Source organism: Pseudomonas sp. LB3P14, assembly GCF_054898045.1.
Genome location: NZ_CM142714.1, coordinates 6,979,744 through 6,996,555, shown reverse-complemented (window position 1 = coordinate 6,996,555; position 16,812 = coordinate 6,979,744). Strand labels below are relative to the sequence as shown.

The following is a 16,812-nucleotide window of genomic DNA, read 5'->3' as shown; positions in this document are numbered from 1 at the left end:
GCGCTTAACCCGCCCGAAAAATCAGATGGTCTTCCCAATCGTCTTCGGCCACGCTGCCTTCGGCGAGCATGCGCCCGGACTGGGAAATACGTTCGTGGTGCACCGCATCGCGATCACCGCACACCAGATGATGCCAAAGCGGCAGATCCTTGCCTTCGCTGACCAGTCGATAGCCGCAGGTCGGTGGCAACCATTTGAACTCATCGGCCTTGCCCGGTGTGAGCTGGATGCAGTCCGGGACAAAATCGCGACGGTTGGGGTAATCAGTGCACTGACAGGTTTTCAGGTCCAGCAGTTTGCAGGCGATGCGCGTGTAGTAGACGCTGTTGTCGTCTTCATCTTCGAGCTTTTGCAGGCAGCACAGGCCACAGCCGTCGCACAGCGATTCCCATTCCTCTTGATCGAGTTGATCGAGGGTTTTGCGTATCCAGAACGGTTCGACTTTGGCGGCCATGGCTCAAGCATCAACATCAGGTGGTGAAAAGGCCGCCAGTCTAGTGCCAAGCCCCTTGAGGGCCAAGCATTGGCGACTGCCGGTATAACGGGACTTGTCAGTTGTTGCGCCGCCCAGTAGGGTTTTGCGTCGCCCCTCACTTTCAAACGTAGCCAGGAATCTCTTGATGAGTGCTAATCCACGCGTTGCCGATTATGCCATCCACCCTCAGTTCACCGATCGCTGGTCGCCCCGCGCCTTCACCGGTGAAGCGATCCCCATCGAGACCCTGTTGAGCTTCTTTGAAGCCGCACGCTGGGCACCATCGGCTTACAACTCGCAGCCTTGGCGGTTTCTGTACGCGCGTCGCGACACGCCAAACTGGGAGCGCTATCTGGGGCTGCTGAACGAATTCAACCGCAGCTGGGCGCAACACGCCTCGGCGCTGGTGATCGTGATCTCGAAAACCACGTTCGCTGTGCCTGGCGCTACCGAAGAAACCCCGGCGCTGTGGCACACCTTTGACACCGGTTCTGCCTGGGGCCATCTGGCGCTGCAAGCGAGCATCAGCGGCTGGCACACCCACGGCATGGCCGGTTTCGACCAGGAACTGACCCGCAAAGAGCTGAACATTCCTGAGGGTTATGCGCTGCACGCGGCGGTGGCCGTGGGCAAACTGGGCGATAAGGCGACGCTGGCGGATTACCTGCAAGCGCGTGAAGAACCGAGCCCACGTCGTCCGCTGAGCGAGCTGGCCGCCGAAGGCGACTTTACCCTCTAACCGGCCTCCATCCGATCGTTCCCACGCTCCGCGTGGGAATGCATCCCGTGACGCTCTGCGTCACACACGAAGCGGAACGCGGAGCGTCCCCGGCGGCATTCCCACGCAGAGCGTGGGAACGATCATTGCGACGTACTCAGTACCCGCGATTGAAATCCACTTCCCCGCGCAACGCCTCACCCGCCTGATACGCCCGCAGGTTCTCGACAAACAGATTCACCATCATCGATGGCGAGGTCGGTGCCGAGCTGTGGCCAGTCAGCAGCAAGCCCCACGCCGTCCAGAACGGATGACGCTGCGGCAACGGTTCCTGACGGCAGACGTCGATCACGGCACCGGCCAGATGCCCTTCTTTCAAGGCTTCCACCAGGTCCGCATCGACCACTGCCACGCCGCGTCCGACGTTGATGAACAACCCGCTCGGCTTGAATTGCTTGAACAGCGCCGCGTCGTACAGGTCATGGGTGTTTGGCGTATTGGGCAGCAGATTGATCACGTAATCCACTTCACCGACCAGACGCGGCAAATCAGCCAGCGCCCCGACTTCGACAAACGGCGTCTGCTCACGGACTTCGCTGGCGATGCCGTACAACTCGACCCCAAACGGCACGAGGAACTGCGCCACGGCCTGCCCGATGTCACCGGTGCCGACGATCAACACTTTGCGGCCGGCCAGGCTTTGGCCCTGGCGACTGTCCCACTTGCGCTCGACCTGGCTGACCAGCCGCGGCAGCACTTCGCGCTCGTGGCCAAGCATGTAGGTCAGCACGTATTCGGCCATGACCTGACCGAAAATCCCCACCGCCCGGGTCAGGCGATAGTGCCGAGGCAAACCGTCGGCCAGCAGCGGCGTGATACCCGCCCAGGTCGATTGCAGCCATTGCGGCTCGTGGCCCTGACGCAGCAGGGTCGCCAGCAGGTCCGGCTGACCGAGCCAGATCGGACAATCAGCGGCCTGGCTGGCCAGTTCGGCGGAGTCGCCGCTGGTCAGCACTTCCAGGTCAGGCGCTGCTTGACGCAACAGCTGGGCGTACACAGGGTGGTCGTGTTCAGCAATCAGAACGCGCATGGTTCAAACCTTTCGAAAACAGTGCAGACGGCCGCCGACGGAGTATCGCTCCATCGCCCTGGCCATCGCCAAAATCATTCCAGTGTTTCATAAAGGCTCTGAACAGAGCCTGTCTGCCGATTACATCGGGTCGTTGCGGCGCAGCAATTCTTCCGGCAAGTGTTCGATGTACTCGTCTTCGGCCGGCGGCATTTGCAGGTGGTAACCCTGTTTCTCAAGGTTTTCCAACACCACGGTGATGTCCTCGCGCGACAGTTTGCGCTCGGGGGTCAGCACCAGGTCGAAGGCGTGATGCGGTTTGCCGAAGGCGGCCATCAGGCTTTCCGGGACGCGCTCCAGTGCATCACTTTTGAGCACATAGAGGTACATCTCGTTTTTCTTCAGGCTTCGATAGATGGAGCAAATACGTTTCAAGGCTGTTCTCCGGCGGTGGCCAGGCTGTCGAGCAGCGCCTGGCCCATCAATTCGCGGCGCCAGCCACGCAGCGAATCAGGCAATTGGTAAGGACCGTTGGGGTAGCCGCTTTTGAGCAGCGCTTCCAGGGTTTTCTTGCGCAGCATCAGCTCTGGCGCAATGTTCAGTCGCTCGGCTTCGGTCTGGCCGATCGCACGCAGCTGTTTGATCAGGGCGGCGGCATCCACCGGTAATGGTTCCGGCACCGCTGGCGGCCATTGATCTGGCGACACACTGCCAGAGCGCTTGATCAGATCAAGCAGAAATTCGCCATCCTGACGCACGGTACGCGGGTGCATGTCTTCGATTTTCGCCAACGCGCCGAGGTTGTCCGGCTGAGTCCGCGCCAGCGGCCACAGGGAATGCTCACGCACGATGCGGTTGCGCGGCAGATCACGAGCACGGGCTTCGCGCTCGCGCCAGGCGCACAGTTCACGCAACACCACGAGTTGGGCGCGGGAGAGTTTCCAGGCAAGCTTGGCTTCGCGATAGACCTCATACGGATCAACTTCGCGACGCAGGTTGGCCACCAGTTCGGCGCCATCTTCCAGGACCCAGGCGTACTTGTCGTCAGACAGCTTCGGACGAAGCTGTACGAAAACTTCCGCCAGGTGCAAGGCATCTTCGGCGGCGTAGCTGATTTGGGTGTCCGAAAGTGGGCGTTGCAGCCAGTCGGAACGGGTCTCGCCCTTGGGCAGGTCGATGCCGAGCACTTCCTGCACCAGCCGCGAATAGCCCATGGAGAAACCCAGGTTCAGGTAAGCGGCGGCCAATTGGGTGTCGAACAGTGGCGCCGGCAGGCTGCCGGTCAGGCGCAGCAGGACTTCGAGGTCTTCGCTGCACGCATGGACGACTTTGACCACGGCCGGGTTTTCCAGCAACGCGGCCAGAGGTCGCCAGTTGTCGATGGTCAGGGGGTCAATCAGGTAAGCGCGTACGCCATCGCCGATCTGCAGCAGGCCTGCGATCGGATAAAAGGTGTCGACCCGCATGAATTCGGTGTCGAGGGCAACGAATGGCAGCTGCTGCCACTCGGCGCAAAACTGACCGAGGCTATCGTTGTCGCGAATCCAGTGAATATCGATGGCCACACGGCTCTCCCTTGAAGAATGGCGCGCAGTATATATCGCCCCCGGCGATTTCCGCGCATCCACTGAACAAGAGCTTTAGCGAAAATGCCTGCCAGACAGCAAGAAATGTCTGACAAACGGAGCCTAGCTCGCCTTACGCAGTACGTAGACGCGCATCCGCGCACAACCCGGCAGGAAGTCTTGATGACTGAGCAAGCGCAAACCTGCGCGCTTGAACTCGGCTTCCACGTCGGCCTTGCTGGCCAACTGTCTGACCGGAGCGCCCTGTGCATCCGTGCGCCGGCCTTTGAAATGAGCATCGACCCGTACCGCCACAATCACCGTATCGCGACTGACCCGATGGAACTCCTTAAGCATGGCCAAGCGATGCTCGGGGCTGGCGAGGTGTTGAAACAGCTGCATGCAAAAAATGCAGTCAACCGCATTCGCCGACAAGCCGATGGTGAACGCTGAACTCTGAAAGGTCTTGACCCGCTTCAGCAGGTGCTGCGGATGGTGGGTGCGGGCATGGTCGAGTATGTCCTGCGACGGGTCGGCCGCGAGGATCACCCGGTTGGCATGCTCGGCCAGTACCGGCCAGAAGCGCCCGACACCACAGGTCAAATCGAGAACCAGGCCCGGCTCGCCAGCAGCTTTGAGCGCGTTACGCACCAGTTGCTCGTCACGCCAGAACGTCAATCGCCCGGCCAGGCCACGCGGACTCGGCTGAAGACAGACGCGGGCGTGCTCCTGATCGTAGCGCCGGGCGATCTCAAGCTCGATGGCTGATGGGGGTTGAGCGGACATGTGCAATGGCTCTTGGGGGAAACTCTACCGGCCGCAGGTTAGCGGCCGGGGCGTGAAAAAAAGGTTGAAGCACTCACTTTTTGGCCAACACGCCGTCAATTACCGCACCGCGACATCCGGCAAACATATCCAGATCCTGGTTGTACACCTTGCTGTTGACCTCCAGCAAACCGAGCATCGAATGGAACAGATTGTCCTGGTTCAAGGGCTTTTCACGACTCAATTGCAGGCAATGGGCGTCCACCGAGAACGACTTTTGATAGCTGTCGGAAAACCATGCCAACATCGCGACATGCTTTTGTTGTTCCGGCGCCAGCATGTAAGGCGTGCCGTGGAGGAACAAGTTGTACTCGCCCAGGGATTCGCCGTGGTCCGACAAATAGAGCATCGCGGTATCGACTTTGTCCTGATTGTTACGCAACAGGTCGATCAGGGTGGACAGCACGTGATCGGTATACACCAGGGTGTTGTCGTAACCATTGACGATACTTTCGCGACTGCAATTGTTCAGGGCATTACTTTCACAAACCGGGGTGAAGCGTTCGTATTCTTTCGGGTAGCGCTTGAAGTATTCCGGGCCGTGACTGCCCATCTGGTGCAACACCAGTACCGTGTCTTTATCCAGGGTATCAATGAAGTGCTGCAAACCCTGCAGCAGGATTTCATCGCGGCATTCGCTATTGGCGCACAGCACCGGGTCTTTCAGGTTACTGACGTCGTCGAGGGTGACCCGATCGCACGTGCCTTTGCAGCCCGATTGGTTATCGCGCCAGATTACGTCGAGACCCGCGCGTTTGAGCACGTCCAGCAGGCCCTCCTGGTTCTTTGCCTTGCTGGCGTTGTAATCTTTTCGGCCCATGTTGGAGAACATGCACGGCACCGACACCGCTGTTTCCGTCCCGCAGGAATGCACGTCGGTATAAGCGATCAAGCCAGCTTCTTTACTCAGTTTGGGTGTGGTGTCGCGGTCATACCCTAGAATGCCGAAGTTCTCGGCCCGGGCACTTTCGCCCACCACCAGTACAGTCAGGGATTTGCGGCCATGGGTTTGCCAGGCTGGATTTCGCTGGGCATCTTCACCGAGAGTGACAAAGGGTTGTTGCGCCGACGCGACCTGCTCCCGCAAAAAGCCAACCGAGGCACCGATGTAGTTGCTGGGCACCACCATCAGGCGCAACTCATGGTGATTGCGAAACAACGAAGACAGGCCCTGATAGTTAACCAGTGCAACGCCTCCGATCACGGCAACCGACGCGACACTTACCAGAGCCTTACTTAATAGCTCTCGGTGCCAGCGGCGGTAATTAACCGGGGTCCTCCACAACAACAACGACGGCAAAACACCCAGCAAAAGTAAATAAACAAGCAACTTCAATGACAGCAAATCACGCACTTCCGTCGCATTTGTTTGCACAAAGTTACGCAACATGCCGGTGTCAATCAAAACACCATACTGGCTCATGAAGTACGCCACGCCAGCACTGACCATGAAGATCAGCGTCAGGACCGGTTTCATCACGGGCCGGAAAGCCAGCAGGGTCAGCACAATGTTGAAGGCGGCCAGGATCATCAACCCGAAAGCCACGCGCATGACGATACCCTTACCGTCAGAGGCCGTGATTTCAAACAGGTGTTGCCAGAGAACAAAATTAAAGCCCGTTAATAAAAAGGCGCTGGCAATCAGTGTCACCCACTCGGGGCGCACGGCTTTAAACTTCAACATGGTGATCGGCTGTTCCTGAAAAGAAGTGCCTTCGGCAAATGTGAAAATTTCATTTACCGCGACGGCAATAATTTTAGGCAGCCAACCATCAATTTTTTGTGAAAAAGAAGCCAACGATCAGTTGGCTTGTGGCACTAGGCCAAAACTTTCAACTTATTTGAGAATGGTTCAGGTTCTGTTCAGGCTTGATTCAAATACCAGCGCCAGTCCTGCTCGCCCACCTCGCCCATGAACTGTCGGTATTCGGCTCGTTTTACCGCCAGGTAAACGCCGAGAAACTCTTCACCGAACGCCTCCCGTGCCCAGCTCGAACCTTCCAGCGCCCGCAACGTGGTCAGCCAGTCAGTCGGCAACAATTCCGTGGCCTGGGCGTATCCATTGCCCTCCACCGGCGCGCCAGGATCGAGTTGCTCGCGAATACCGCGATGGATCCCGGCCAGAATCGCCGCAGCCGCCAGATACGGGTTGGCATCGGCACCACAGATGCGGTGTTCGATATGCCGGGAAAACGCCGGCCCGCCGGGCACGCGCAAACTCACGGTGCGGTTGTCCACGCCCCAGGTGGCCGCCAGCGGCGCATAGCTGTTGGTCTGGAAGCGACGGTAAGAGTTGGCGTTCGGACAGAACAGCAGCAACGAATCGAGCAAGGTGCTGAGCATCCCGCCGACCGCCTGTTTGAGCAGCGGCGTGCCGTCCGGGGCTTCGCTGGCGAACAGGTTATTGCCCTCCTTGTCCGCCAGGCTGACGTGCATGTGCATGCCAGTGCCCGCCAAGTCATCGAACGGTTTGGCCATGAAGCACGCCGTCATCCCGTGCTTGTGGGCCACGCCCTTGACCAGCCGTTTGTAGCGCACCGCTTCGTCCATCGCCTGCAAGGCGTCGGTGCGGTGTTCGAGGGTGATTTCCACTTGCCCCGGCGCGTATTCGGAAATCGCCGTGCGCGCCGGAATGCCCTGGAGTTTGCAGGCACTGTAGAGATCGGCCAGAAACGGTTCAATCTGTTCCAGTTCACGCAAACCGTAGACCTGAGTCCCTCGCGGCCGCCCGCCATCGACATCCCGCGCCGGTTGCGGCCGACCGTTGCTGTCGCGCTGCTGATCCAGCAGGTAGAACTCCAGCTCTGCCGCCATCACCGGGTAATAACCGTCGGCCTGCAAACCTTCGATGACTTTCGCCAGCAGATGCCGTGGATCGGCAATCGTCGCGGGCATGCCCTCCTTCGGGTGCATGCTGACCTGCACCGCCGCCGTAGGCATCAGCCGCCAGGGCATGCGCGTCAAACTGCCACTGATCGGGTAAGCCCGGCAGTCGATATCGCCAACGTCCCAGACCAGGCCGGAGTTCTCCACGTCATCACCGTTGATGGTCAGGCCGAGAATGGTGCTCGGCAATGGCCGTCCGCTTTCGTACACCGCCAGCAATTCATCGCGATGCAGCAACTTACCCCGAGGCACACCGTTGTTGTCGAGGATGAACAACTCGAACATCTCGATATCCGGGTTCTGTTCAAGAAAGGTCAGGGCTTCTTGCTTGGAGGCGAAGGATGTCGTGGCAAAACTCATGGGAATTCTCTTATTTCCGCGTCAGGCAAACGCACAGGCGCCGCCACTTTGATCCCGGCGCGCAGCGCGGGACCTGTAAGAACAATCAACGGGAAAGGCAGGAATCCGGTGGGCGCGCGTGACGGCAGTGCCACAGCGCCCAGAAGGCTAATTCGGAGGGAAGTGCGACGGGGCAACCATCCATAGAGAAAACCGCAGAGAACAGATGAGCAGCAGCGTTACACGGGAGGTTAAGTCGTTAAATCGGGATTTGAAGAACCTTGGTTATGGGCTGGCTAAACAATTGAGTTGCACCACGGTACTTGTAGCAGCTGCCGAAGGCTGCTACAGGGAGTGTTATTTAATTTCTAAATACTGCTCCGGACTTTCTGATTTGCGGCCTGCAGACCTCGCCGCGCCTAATCGGCGCCTTGTCATTCCAGGTCCGATAGATGGAAAACGTTCGCGCAACCTCCCGCCCTGCCCTCTGGCTGATGGTCAGCATCATCCTGGTCGCCCTGAACCTGCGACCTTCCATGGCCGCCGTCGGTCCTTTGCTGTCGGCGATTCGTGGCGACATTGCGCTGAGTTTCAGCCTGGCCTCGCTGCTGACCATGCTGCCAGTGATGGCGATGGGGCTGGCGATGTTCGTTGGGCTGAGCGTCAGCCAACGAATCGGCGAACAACGCACCGTGGTGCTCTCCCTGCTGATCATCGGCGTGGCGACGGTGTCGCGATTGTTCCTCGATTCGGCGGCCGAACTGATCCTCAGCGCCGTGCTGGCGGGCATCGGTATCGCGCTGATCCAGGCGTTGATGCCGGCGCTGATCAAATCCCGCTTCAGCGATAACGTTTCCGTGTGCATGGGGCTCTACGTCACATCGATCATGGGCGGCGCAGCGATTGCGGCGTCGTTTGCACCGCTGGTGATGATCCGCACCGGCAGCTGGCGCATGGGCCTGGCGATCTGGGCGGCGCTGGCGCTGGTAGCGTTGCTGTTTTGGTGCATGCAACGCGAAAGGATGCCGGCGCAGCCTGCTCAGGCGCAACGCAATGGGTCCTTCTTCGGCAATTCCCGCGCCTGGTTACTCGCCATCTTCTTCGGGCTGGGCACGGCGTCCTACACCTGTGTGCTGGCCTGGCTGGCGCCGTACTACGTCGAAAAGGGTTGGAGCGAACAAAACGCCGGGTTGCTGCTGGGTTTCTTGACCGCCATGGAAGTGTTGTCCGGCCTGCTGACACCGGCTATCGCCAACCGCAGCCGAGACCGACGCGTGGTGCTGGTGGCGTTGCTGGCGCTGATCATGGCCGGTTTCTGCGGGCTTATTCTCAGCCCGCAACACCTGAGCCTGTTGTGGCCATGTCTGTTGGGGCTCGGCATCGGCGGACTGTTCCCGATGAGCCTCATCGTGTCCCTGGATCATCTGGACAATCCCCAGCGCGCCGGCGGCCTGACCGCGTTCGTGCAGGGCATCGGCTACCTGATTGCCGGTCTCTCGCCGCTGATTGCCGGGTTGATCCGCGATCAGCTCGGCAGCTTCGAATGGGCCTGGTGGTCACTGACCGGCGTCATGGCACTGATGATCCTGATGGTCTTGCGCTTCGACCCGCGACATTACGCCCAACACATTCACTGACCCGGAACCCCCATCATGAAACACACCGGTTTCGCCGCCGCTCACGGGGCTGAAGGCCTATAGAACTGCCCCACAACTTTCCATGAAAGTTCCTACAGGGCATTCTCCTGGCACCATCGTTCCGTTAGGATCACTCGCACAAGTTTGCGCACAGTCAGCGCAAGGAGCACAGCGAGACCGAACGGATGCTGAACAGTAACTTGCTTAGAAAGCTCGATATGCAGGACCTCATGGTGTTTATCGCTGTGTATGAGCAAAGCTGCGTCACCGGTGTATCCGAGGCGCTCTGCGTCAGCCAGTCCACTGTGAGCTACTGCCTGAAAAAACTGCGCACCAGCTTCGAAGACGAACTGTTCATCAATACCCGCGCGGGGATGCGCCCCACCTACAAAGCCAGCACCATGTACACCCACGTGCTGAAGATCCTCGAAAGCATCAACCTGTGTCACGCCGGTGCGCAGGCGTTCGACCCAACCCTGCAACCGGTCACTTTCAATATCTGCGCACCTGAATACTTCGAGCAGTTGATCCTGCCGCGGCTGTTGAAAAGCTTCGATTTCGCCGACCTTCCGGTGATGGTCAACATGCACAAGTTCGAAACCGACATCCCGGCCGAAGAACTGCGCGACGGCAGCCTCGACCTGGTGATTTGCTTCGGCCCGAACTTTCATCGCAGTCACGGCGATTTCAAATCCCGGAGGCTGCTGGAGGATGACCTGGTCTGTGTCTTCGACAAACGTGCCACACCGCCGGAGCCGCGTTTAAGCCTGCAAGCCTTTGTCGAACGCCGGCACGTGTTCCCGACACCCTGGACATCCACCACCAACATGGTCGACGGCTGGCTGGCGCAGCAGGCGCAAAAACGGCAGATCGTCGCGCGCTCCAACAGCTACAGCGCAGCACTGAAGATGATCACCGGCACCGACTTCATCGTGACCCTGCCTCGGCGCATCCAGCAATTGCTGGCCAACGAGGCAATCTTCAATCATTGCGAAGTGCCGAACGGCTTGCCGGGTTTCAGCCTCGACATGCAGTGGAACCAGAATGTCGATCAGGACAGCGCCAACACCTGGCTGCGCGAACAAGTGGTCAAGGCCTGCACCGAGCAGGAAATGGCCTGAAACTCAGTGGCTGATGGCTATTTTGGTGTAAGACTCTCGATCGATGTCGAGGATTTCCACGGCCAACTGGACTTCAACGCCGGTCGGCCATTCACACAGGTCCTGCACCACCGCCAGCAGACTTTCGGACAACTGCTTCTTGATCTGCGCCGAGCGACCGCTCAACAGTGCCAGTTTCACATGCACGAAGGCCCGTTCACCTAACGCCGTGCCGACCTTGAACGTCTCGACTTTCACTGCTCGGCTCTTGATGTCGTATTCGGCAGCAAACTGACCGGACGCCACCAACGTATTGTTGAGCCGGATCAACGCCACGTCGGCATTGAGCACGGGCAGGTTGGCGGTGTATTCCATGTGCAGGTGAGGCATGACTGAGCTCCTTAAGGTTGGCAGAAAGGTCGTACATATAACACAGCGTTGCCCTACTCACTCGGGCAGCGGCAACACCGCACGTTCACTCATGAACGCCTCCAGTCTCGACCTCAACCAGCGCTCGGCGGGGTCGGTATCGACATGGCTGAGCCAGACCATCGACAGATCCAGGGTCGGTGTCTTGAACGGGAACGGCTCTTGGAACAGCTGGCCGGACGCCGCCATGGCCTCAGCCGTATAGTCCGGCAGGCTGGCGATCAGATCGGTGCCGGCGAGCAAAGCCGGCAGCGAGCTGTATTGCGGCACGGAAAGGACGACCTGACGCGTACGACCAATCTCCGCCAGCCACTCATCGGCGTAGCCGCTGACATTGGCGGTGTGGGAAACCAGCACGTGCGGTCGCGCGCAATATTCATCGAGCGTCAGCGGTGTGTCCGATGCATCCGCGCGCAAAATGCTGGGCTGGATGTGCCGCAACAACTTGCGCTTGGCGTTGGCCGGCAGGCCGCGGGTCTGGCTGATACCAACCGTGATATCGCCCGACGCCAGCAAGTCCGGGATCCGCCAGTAATCGACATGCTGCACCACGAACACCACCTTCGGTGCTTCTTGACGCAAGGCACGCAGCAACGGTGGCAACAGGCCAAACTCGACATCGTCCGACAGCCCGATACGAAAGGTCATGGTGCTGCTGGCGGGGTCGAAATCATGGGTCAGGCTCAACGCCACCGACAACGAATCCAGGGCCGGCGACAGGTGCAGAATGATCTCCTCGGCCCGCGCCGTCGGCTCCATGCGATGGCCGACTCGAATGAACAGCGGATCGTTGAACATCGTGCGCAAGCGATTGAGCGCCGAACTGATGGTCGGCTGACCGAGAAACAACTTCTCCGCCACCCGGGTGACGTTGCGCTCGAGCATCAGCGTTTCAAACACCACCATCAGGTTGATGTCGGCCTTGCGTAGTTCATTACGATTCATGCGTTCCCCCATGCCCAAGACTCGCGTCAGTTTAGGAAGGCAGGGAGAAGACGTCTACTGCGCTATCGGGCCAGTGTTCAAACTATTTGAAACAAATGCCCGATGGCCAAATAACCCGGCTCCGCTAGGCTTCTCCGACGCGCCACACAGGCCGCGCATAGATCAATCGCATGGAGCGAGCAGTATGTATTTTGAGATTTACAGGCAATCCAAAGGCACCCCGAGCACTGGAAAAGGGCAATGGCGTTGGCGCTTGAGAGCGGGAAATCACGAGACGATCGCCAGTGGTGAGTCGTACGTGAACAAGGGGGATTGCCTGCACGCCATCGGGCTGATCAAAGGTGTGGAAACTGAAACGCCCGTGAAGGAAATCTAGGCCTCAAGAGATCCGGCTTTTTGGATTGAACCCACTGGCCTCTTCGTCGGAACGCCGCCCGGAGCCGGCTCGCTCCCACATAGGATCTTCAGTGAACTTACTTTTTGCGAACAACCGAGATCAACTGTGGGAGCGAGCCGGCTCCGGGCGGCGTTCCGACGATAGGGCCGGAAAAAACGCCATCAACTTTCAGGGCAAAGAAACGCTTCAGACAGGCAATGGATACAGCGCATCGTCGAACTGCGACAAACGCGGGAACACTATCGGCAGGTCATCGCTCAAGTGTTCCAGGCGTTGCTGGTAACCACGCAGGAACTCCTTGCGGGCTTCGTCGCTGATGTACGGCACATGCCAGGCCACGAAGGGTTCCAGAACGTCGAAACCGACATAGCCCAGTGTGCCGCGCAGGATCGGTCGCAGCATGTCTTCCAGCGGGCCGTGAATCGCGCCGTCACCGAACATGTGCTCGCGCCCGCCCAACGTCACGCAAACCAGCGCCTTCTTGCCGCTCAATCCACCCTGGTCGTAGAAGCGCTTGCCGCCGTAGCAGACACCAGACACCAGCACCCGATCAATCCAGCCTTTGAGGATCGCCGGCGTCGAGAACCAGAAAATCGGGAAATTCAGAATCAACAGGTCGGCCCACAGCAATTTGTCGAGCTCCTGCTGGATGTCCGGCGCGAGCGACTGGCTCTTCACACCCAAGCGTTGCTCCAGGGCATACACGAGGTACTCCGGGTTTTCCCGCGACGAAAAGTCATCGGCGCTGGCCACCGGATTCCAGTTCATCGCGTAAAGGTCGCTGACCTGGACCTCATGCCCTTGGGCTTCGAGGGTCGTAACAGCCTGGTCACGCAACGCCGCGGTGAAGGATCTCGGTTCTGGATGGGCGTGGACGATCAGTACTTTCATGGCAATTCCTTAGACGTTTACAAGCTTTGTGTTTGAAGACGGTAACGTGCGCGCGGCCAACAACCGGTCGAGCCAGTCGGGGTCCATTTGCGGTTCGGATGAAAACAGCAGTCCGGTGTAATCCTGATGCGGCGGCGTGAAAATGGCGCTGCGCGAGCCGTGGTCGACCACCCTGCCCCGCTGCATCACCAATACTTCATCAGCAATCGCCCGCACTGTGGCGACATCGTGGGTGATGAACAGGTAAGCGACGCCCAGTTGTTGCTGAATCCGATTGAGCAATTTCAGCACGCCTTCGGCGACCAACTGATCCAGCGCCGAGGTCACTTCATCGCAAATAATCAGCTGCGGATCGGCCGCCAGTGCCCGAGCAATGCACACGCGTTGCTTCTGCCCACCGGACAGCTCGCGGGGCTGACGCTCCATGAAGGTCGCCGGATCGAGCTCGATCATTTCCAGCAACTCGGCCACCCGCGCCCGCATCGCTTTGCCTTTGAGCCCCAGGTAAAAGGTCAGTGGCCGACCGATGATATCGACGATGCGCTGACGCGGGTTCAACGCGGTGTCGGGGATCTGGTAGATCATCTGGATGCGCCGCAACTGCTCCTTGCTGCGCTGCCGAAAGTTCGCCGGCAGCGCCTCACCGTCATACAGCACCTGACCCGACGTCGGCGACAGCAATCCGGTGATCAATCGCGCGGTCGAGCTCTTGCCACTGCCGGACTCGCCGATGACGGCCAGGGTCTGGCCTCGATACAGGCTCAACGAGACGTCGTGCAGCACAGGCTGATGGCCGTAACTGGCGCAGCTCTTGCGCAATTCCAGCAACGGTTTTTCCTGTTGCGGGCACGGCTTGGGTTCGGTGCGGAAACTGCGCACCGCCCACAGCGACTTGGTGTAGTCCTCTTGCGGGTCGTCAAGCATTTTTCGGGTCTCGGCCTCCTCCACGAGTTTGCCGTGACGCAGCACCATGATCCGGTCGGCCATTTGCGCCACCACCGCCAGGTCGTGGCTGATGTAGATCGCCGCACTGCCGTAAGTCGCCACCGCATCACGAATCGCCGCCAGCACTTCAATCTGCGTGGTGACGTCGAGGGCGGTGGTCGGTTCGTCGAAGATGATCAGGTCCGGGTGGCAGGCCATGGCCATGGCGGTCATGACCCGCTGCAATTGCCCGCCAGACACCTGATGCGGGTAGCGCTGACCAATCTGTTCCGGATTCGGCAGGCGCAGCACCCGATACAACTCCACCGCTTCTGCCATGGCCTGGGCACGGCTCATCCCACCGTTCTTGACCGCCGTTTCCACGTGCTGATCAATCAGCCGATGGGCCGGGTTAAACGACGCCGCGGCGCTTTGTGCGACGTAGGCTATCCGCAGACCACGCAGTGTGCGCAGCGCTTCAGGTTTGGCGCGCAGCAGGTCGATGCCGTCGAACTGCATCGAGCCGCCGGTGATCCGGCAACCGTCACGGGTATACCCCATGGCAGCCAGGCCGAGGGTCGATTTGCCGGCACCCGACTCACCGATCAGCCCCAATACTTCGCCGCGTTGCAGGGTCAGGTCGATGCCCTTGATCAGCGGGTGCCAAGCGTCCTCGTAATGGCCTTCGATGTGCAGATCGCGGATTTCCAGCAGCGGCTTTTCGTTGTCGATCGCGTTCATGTTCAGCACTCCTTGAGGCCGCTGGATTTATGCAGCATCCAATCGACAACGAAGTTGACGCTGACCGTAATCAACGCCACGGCCAGCGCTGGCAACAGTGGACTGACGTCGCCGAAAGTAATCAGCACCGCGTTGTCGCGGACCATGCTGCCCCAATCGGCGGTGGGCGGCTGAATGCCCAGACCGAGGAACGACAGCGCGCTGATGAACAAAAACACGAAGCAGAAACGCAGGCCGAACTCGGCAATCAATGGCGCGGCGGCGTTGGGCAACACTTCGCGGGTCACCAGCCACCATAAGCCTTCACCGCGCAGACGTGCGGCTTCGACGAAGTCCTGCACCACCACGTTCATCGCCACCGCCCGCGACAGGCGAAACACTCGAGTCGCGTCCAGCAGCGCGATCACCAACACCAGCGACGTCGCTGTGGTGCCGACCACGCTGAGAATCAGCAAGGCAAAGATCAGTTGCGGGATCGCCATCAGAATATCCACCACCCGCGACAGGCCCTGATCGACCCAACCGCCCTTGATCGCTGCGATTAATCCGCTCAAGCCGCCGAGCAAGAACGCCAGAACCGTGGTCAGGAAGGCAATGCCCAGGGTGTTGCGCGCGCCGTAGACCAGGCGGCTGAACATGTCCCGGCCGAGGTTATCGGTGCCCAGCAGAAACTCGCCGCTCCACGGCGCGAAGCCTTCGCCCACCACTTGCGTTTCGCCGTACGGCGCCAACACCGGAGCGAACAGCGCCACCAGGACGTACAGGATGATGACCAGTATTGCGAACTTGGCACTCAGCGGTGCCCGGAGCAATTGTTTGAGCAGGCTCATGTTCTACCCCTTCGGATGCATCAGGCGTGGGTTGCTGGCGATGGACAGCACATCGGCCGTGGTGTTGAGCAGAATGTAGGTCGCCGCGAAAATCAGGCTGCAGGCCTGAACCACCGGGATGTCGCGTTTGGCCACCGAGTCCACCAGCAATTGGCCAAGGCCCGGATAGACAAACACCACCTCGACCACCACAACGCCGACCACCAGGTAAGCGAGGTTCAGCGCCACCACATTGACGATGGGTGCCAGTGCGTTGGGCAAGGCGTGACGGAAGATGATGCGCGACTGGCTGATACCCTTGAGCCGGGCCATTTCGATGTAGGGGCTGGCCAGCAGATTAATCAAGGAAGCGCGGGTCATGCGCATCATCTGCGCAATGACCACCAGGCTCAATGTCGCGACCGGCAGCACCGAGCGTTCCAGCACGGTGCCGAAGGATGCGTCTGGTGTGAGGTTGGAAATGCTCGGGAACCAATTGAGTTTCACCGCGAACACCAGGATCAGAATGTAGGCGACAAAGAACTCCGGAAACGACACCGCGCTCAGCGCCGTCGTGTTGAGCAAACGGTCGAACCAGCTGTTGCGATACAGCGCCGCAAGCATGCCCAGCAACAAGGCGAGCGGAACGGAAACCAGCGCCGCCAACGCCGCCAGGCTGAAGGTGTTACCCAGACGCGAGGCGACCAGTTCGGCGATGGGCCGCAGATTGGCCAGCGAGACACCGAGATCACCTTGTAGCAAGTGCCATATCCAGTGGCCGAAGCGGGTTAGCGGTGACAGGTCCAGGCCCAGTTGAGCACGGAATGCCGCGACAGTTTCCGGGGTGGCGGACTGACCGAGCATGGCCTGGGCAATGTCACCCGGGAGCATGCCGACCGCGAGAAAAATAATCACTGACACCGCAAACAGCGACAATAGGCCCAACGCCAAACGCTGCGCCAACAGCTTGAAAATACTATTCATCGTGCGGTTCCTTGAATCGGGCACGCTTGCAAAGACTGCAAATTTCTACTGTGGGAGCGGGCTTGCTCGCGAAGGCGG

General features: G+C 59.6%; 17 protein-coding genes. 4 read left to right on the top strand and 13 right to left on the bottom strand.

Annotated elements, in window-relative coordinates; genetic code table 11:
- Nucleotides 1–4 precede the first annotated feature (4 nt).
- The gene (locus ACYZT5_RS32165) at nt 5–454 is read right to left on the bottom strand and encodes a YcgN family cysteine cluster protein (RefSeq protein ID WP_007898698.1); all 450 of its coding nucleotides are present in this window, start codon (nt 452–454) and stop codon (nt 5–7) included.
- A gap of 166 nt (nt 455–620) precedes the next feature.
- Between ACYZT5_RS32165 and ACYZT5_RS32160 the strand changes: the two genes are divergently transcribed.
- On the top strand, nt 621–1,214 hold the full coding sequence (locus ACYZT5_RS32160; protein WP_462048883.1) for a nitroreductase family protein: 594 nt from the start codon (nt 621–623) through the stop codon (nt 1,212–1,214).
- A 136-nt stretch (nt 1,215–1,350) separates the two neighbouring features.
- On the opposite strand, the gene ACYZT5_RS32155 is transcribed toward ACYZT5_RS32160, so the two are convergent.
- The 6 genes from ACYZT5_RS32155 to ACYZT5_RS32130 all read right to left on the bottom strand — a co-directional run bounded on the left by ACYZT5_RS32155 (nt 1,351) and on the right by ACYZT5_RS32130 (nt 7,898).
- A complete protein-coding gene (locus ACYZT5_RS32155) occupies nt 1,351–2,283 on the bottom strand; it encodes a D-2-hydroxyacid dehydrogenase (protein ID WP_462048882.1) in 933 nt (310 codons plus the stop codon).
- A 120-nt stretch (nt 2,284–2,403) separates the two neighbouring features.
- Complete coding sequence (locus ACYZT5_RS32150) at nt 2,404–2,697, bottom strand: YcgL domain-containing protein (protein WP_007898694.1); 294 nt, start codon at nt 2,695–2,697, stop codon at nt 2,404–2,406.
- Nucleotides 2,694–3,827: a ribonuclease D gene (gene rnd, locus ACYZT5_RS32145; protein WP_462048881.1), complete on the bottom strand. Its 1,134-nt coding sequence runs from the start codon at nt 3,825–3,827 to the stop codon at nt 2,694–2,696. The genes ACYZT5_RS32150 and rnd overlap by 4 nt, the downstream gene beginning before the upstream one ends.
- Before the next feature lie 123 nt (nt 3,828–3,950).
- The gene (locus ACYZT5_RS32140; RefSeq protein ID WP_462048880.1) at nt 3,951–4,613 is read right to left on the bottom strand and encodes a class I SAM-dependent methyltransferase; all 663 of its coding nucleotides are present in this window, start codon (nt 4,611–4,613) and stop codon (nt 3,951–3,953) included.
- Between the two features lie 73 nt (nt 4,614–4,686).
- Nucleotides 4,687–6,336 (bottom strand): phosphoethanolamine transferase, encoded by a 1,650-nt coding sequence (locus ACYZT5_RS32135; RefSeq protein ID WP_462048879.1) that lies wholly within the window; start codon nt 6,334–6,336, stop codon nt 4,687–4,689.
- A 179-nt stretch (nt 6,337–6,515) separates the two neighbouring features.
- Nucleotides 6,516–7,898, bottom strand: a complete 1,383-nt coding sequence (locus ACYZT5_RS32130; protein WP_462048878.1) for a glutamine synthetase family protein — start codon at nt 7,896–7,898, stop codon at nt 6,516–6,518.
- 431 nt (nt 7,899–8,329) lie between these two features.
- Here ACYZT5_RS32130 and ACYZT5_RS32125 point away from each other — a divergent pair, with 431 nt between their 5' ends.
- Both ACYZT5_RS32125 and ACYZT5_RS32120 read left to right on the top strand, forming a co-directional pair.
- Nucleotides 8,330–9,514 carry a cyanate transporter gene (locus ACYZT5_RS32125; RefSeq protein ID WP_462048877.1) on the top strand — a complete coding sequence of 395 codons (1,185 nt, stop codon included), beginning with the start codon at nt 8,330–8,332 and terminating at the stop codon, nt 9,512–9,514.
- A gap of 185 nt (nt 9,515–9,699) precedes the next feature.
- Nucleotides 9,700–10,635 (top strand): LysR family transcriptional regulator, encoded by a 936-nt coding sequence (locus ACYZT5_RS32120; RefSeq protein ID WP_462048876.1) that lies wholly within the window; start codon nt 9,700–9,702, stop codon nt 10,633–10,635.
- Between the two features lie 3 nt (nt 10,636–10,638).
- Here the strand turns inward: ACYZT5_RS32120 and ACYZT5_RS32115 are convergent, their stop codons facing one another.
- Together ACYZT5_RS32115 and ACYZT5_RS32110 are read right to left on the bottom strand one after the other, a co-directional pair.
- On the bottom strand, nt 10,639–11,004 hold the full coding sequence (locus ACYZT5_RS32115) for a 5-carboxymethyl-2-hydroxymuconate Delta-isomerase (RefSeq protein WP_462048875.1): 366 nt from the start codon (nt 11,002–11,004) through the stop codon (nt 10,639–10,641).
- A gap of 57 nt (nt 11,005–11,061) precedes the next feature.
- Nucleotides 11,062–11,988, bottom strand: coding sequence for a LysR family transcriptional regulator (locus ACYZT5_RS32110; RefSeq protein ID WP_462048874.1), 927 nt, complete (start codon nt 11,986–11,988; stop codon nt 11,062–11,064).
- A gap of 184 nt (nt 11,989–12,172) precedes the next feature.
- On the opposite strand from ACYZT5_RS32110, the gene ACYZT5_RS32105 reads away from it, so the two are divergent.
- Complete coding sequence (locus ACYZT5_RS32105; protein WP_462048873.1) at nt 12,173–12,364, top strand: YegP family protein; 192 nt, start codon at nt 12,173–12,175, stop codon at nt 12,362–12,364.
- A gap of 207 nt (nt 12,365–12,571) precedes the next feature.
- Here the strand turns inward: ACYZT5_RS32105 and ACYZT5_RS32100 are convergent, their stop codons facing one another.
- From ACYZT5_RS32100 to ACYZT5_RS32085, 4 genes are read right to left on the bottom strand one after another with little or no spacing between them, the layout of a single operon-like run.
- On the bottom strand, nt 12,572–13,276 hold the full coding sequence (locus ACYZT5_RS32100; RefSeq protein WP_462048872.1) for an NAD(P)H-dependent oxidoreductase: 705 nt from the start codon (nt 13,274–13,276) through the stop codon (nt 12,572–12,574).
- A gap of 9 nt (nt 13,277–13,285) precedes the next feature.
- Nucleotides 13,286–14,941 (bottom strand): ABC transporter ATP-binding protein, encoded by a 1,656-nt coding sequence (locus ACYZT5_RS32095; protein ID WP_462048871.1) that lies wholly within the window; start codon nt 14,939–14,941, stop codon nt 13,286–13,288.
- Nucleotides 14,942–14,943: 2 nt separating this feature from the next.
- On the bottom strand, nt 14,944–15,771 hold the full coding sequence (locus ACYZT5_RS32090; RefSeq protein ID WP_462048870.1) for an ABC transporter permease: 828 nt from the start codon (nt 15,769–15,771) through the stop codon (nt 14,944–14,946).
- 3 nt (nt 15,772–15,774) lie between these two features.
- On the bottom strand, nt 15,775–16,734 hold the full coding sequence (locus ACYZT5_RS32085) for an ABC transporter permease (RefSeq protein WP_462048869.1): 960 nt from the start codon (nt 16,732–16,734) through the stop codon (nt 15,775–15,777).
- Between the last annotated feature and the right edge of the window lie 78 nt (nt 16,735–16,812).

What these genes read in the sequence shown, in the direction of transcription:
- ACYZT5_RS32165 (WP_007898698.1), bottom strand. Translation starts at nt 454, where the DNA reads ATGGCCGCCAAAGTCGAACCGTTCTGGATACGCAAAACCCTCGATCAA.
- ACYZT5_RS32160 (WP_462048883.1), top strand. Translation starts at nt 621, where the DNA reads ATGAGTGCTAATCCACGCGTTGCCGATTATGCCATCCACCCTCAGTTC.
- ACYZT5_RS32155 (WP_462048882.1), bottom strand. Translation starts at nt 2,283, where the DNA reads ATGCGCGTTCTGATTGCTGAACACGACCACCCTGTGTACGCCCAGCTG.
- ACYZT5_RS32140 (WP_462048880.1), bottom strand. Translation starts at nt 4,613, where the DNA reads ATGTCCGCTCAACCCCCATCAGCCATCGAGCTTGAGATCGCCCGGCGC.
- ACYZT5_RS32135 (WP_462048879.1), bottom strand. Translation starts at nt 6,336, where the DNA reads ATGTTGAAGTTTAAAGCCGTGCGCCCCGAGTGGGTGACACTGATTGCC.
- ACYZT5_RS32130 (WP_462048878.1), bottom strand. Translation starts at nt 7,898, where the DNA reads ATGAGTTTTGCCACGACATCCTTCGCCTCCAAGCAAGAAGCCCTGACC.
- ACYZT5_RS32125 (WP_462048877.1), top strand. Translation starts at nt 8,330, where the DNA reads ATGGAAAACGTTCGCGCAACCTCCCGCCCTGCCCTCTGGCTGATGGTC.
- ACYZT5_RS32120 (WP_462048876.1), top strand. Translation starts at nt 9,700, where the DNA reads ATGCTGAACAGTAACTTGCTTAGAAAGCTCGATATGCAGGACCTCATG.
- ACYZT5_RS32115 (WP_462048875.1), bottom strand. Translation starts at nt 11,004, where the DNA reads ATGCCTCACCTGCACATGGAATACACCGCCAACCTGCCCGTGCTCAAT.
- ACYZT5_RS32110 (WP_462048874.1), bottom strand. Translation starts at nt 11,988, where the DNA reads ATGAATCGTAATGAACTACGCAAGGCCGACATCAACCTGATGGTGGTG.
- ACYZT5_RS32105 (WP_462048873.1), top strand. Translation starts at nt 12,173, where the DNA reads ATGTATTTTGAGATTTACAGGCAATCCAAAGGCACCCCGAGCACTGGA.
- ACYZT5_RS32100 (WP_462048872.1), bottom strand. Translation starts at nt 13,276, where the DNA reads ATGAAAGTACTGATCGTCCACGCCCATCCAGAACCGAGATCCTTCACC.
- ACYZT5_RS32095 (WP_462048871.1), bottom strand. Translation starts at nt 14,941, where the DNA reads ATGAACGCGATCGACAACGAAAAGCCGCTGCTGGAAATCCGCGATCTG.
- ACYZT5_RS32090 (WP_462048870.1), bottom strand. Translation starts at nt 15,771, where the DNA reads ATGAGCCTGCTCAAACAATTGCTCCGGGCACCGCTGAGTGCCAAGTTC.
- ACYZT5_RS32085 (WP_462048869.1), bottom strand. Translation starts at nt 16,734, where the DNA reads ATGAATAGTATTTTCAAGCTGTTGGCGCAGCGTTTGGCGTTGGGCCTA.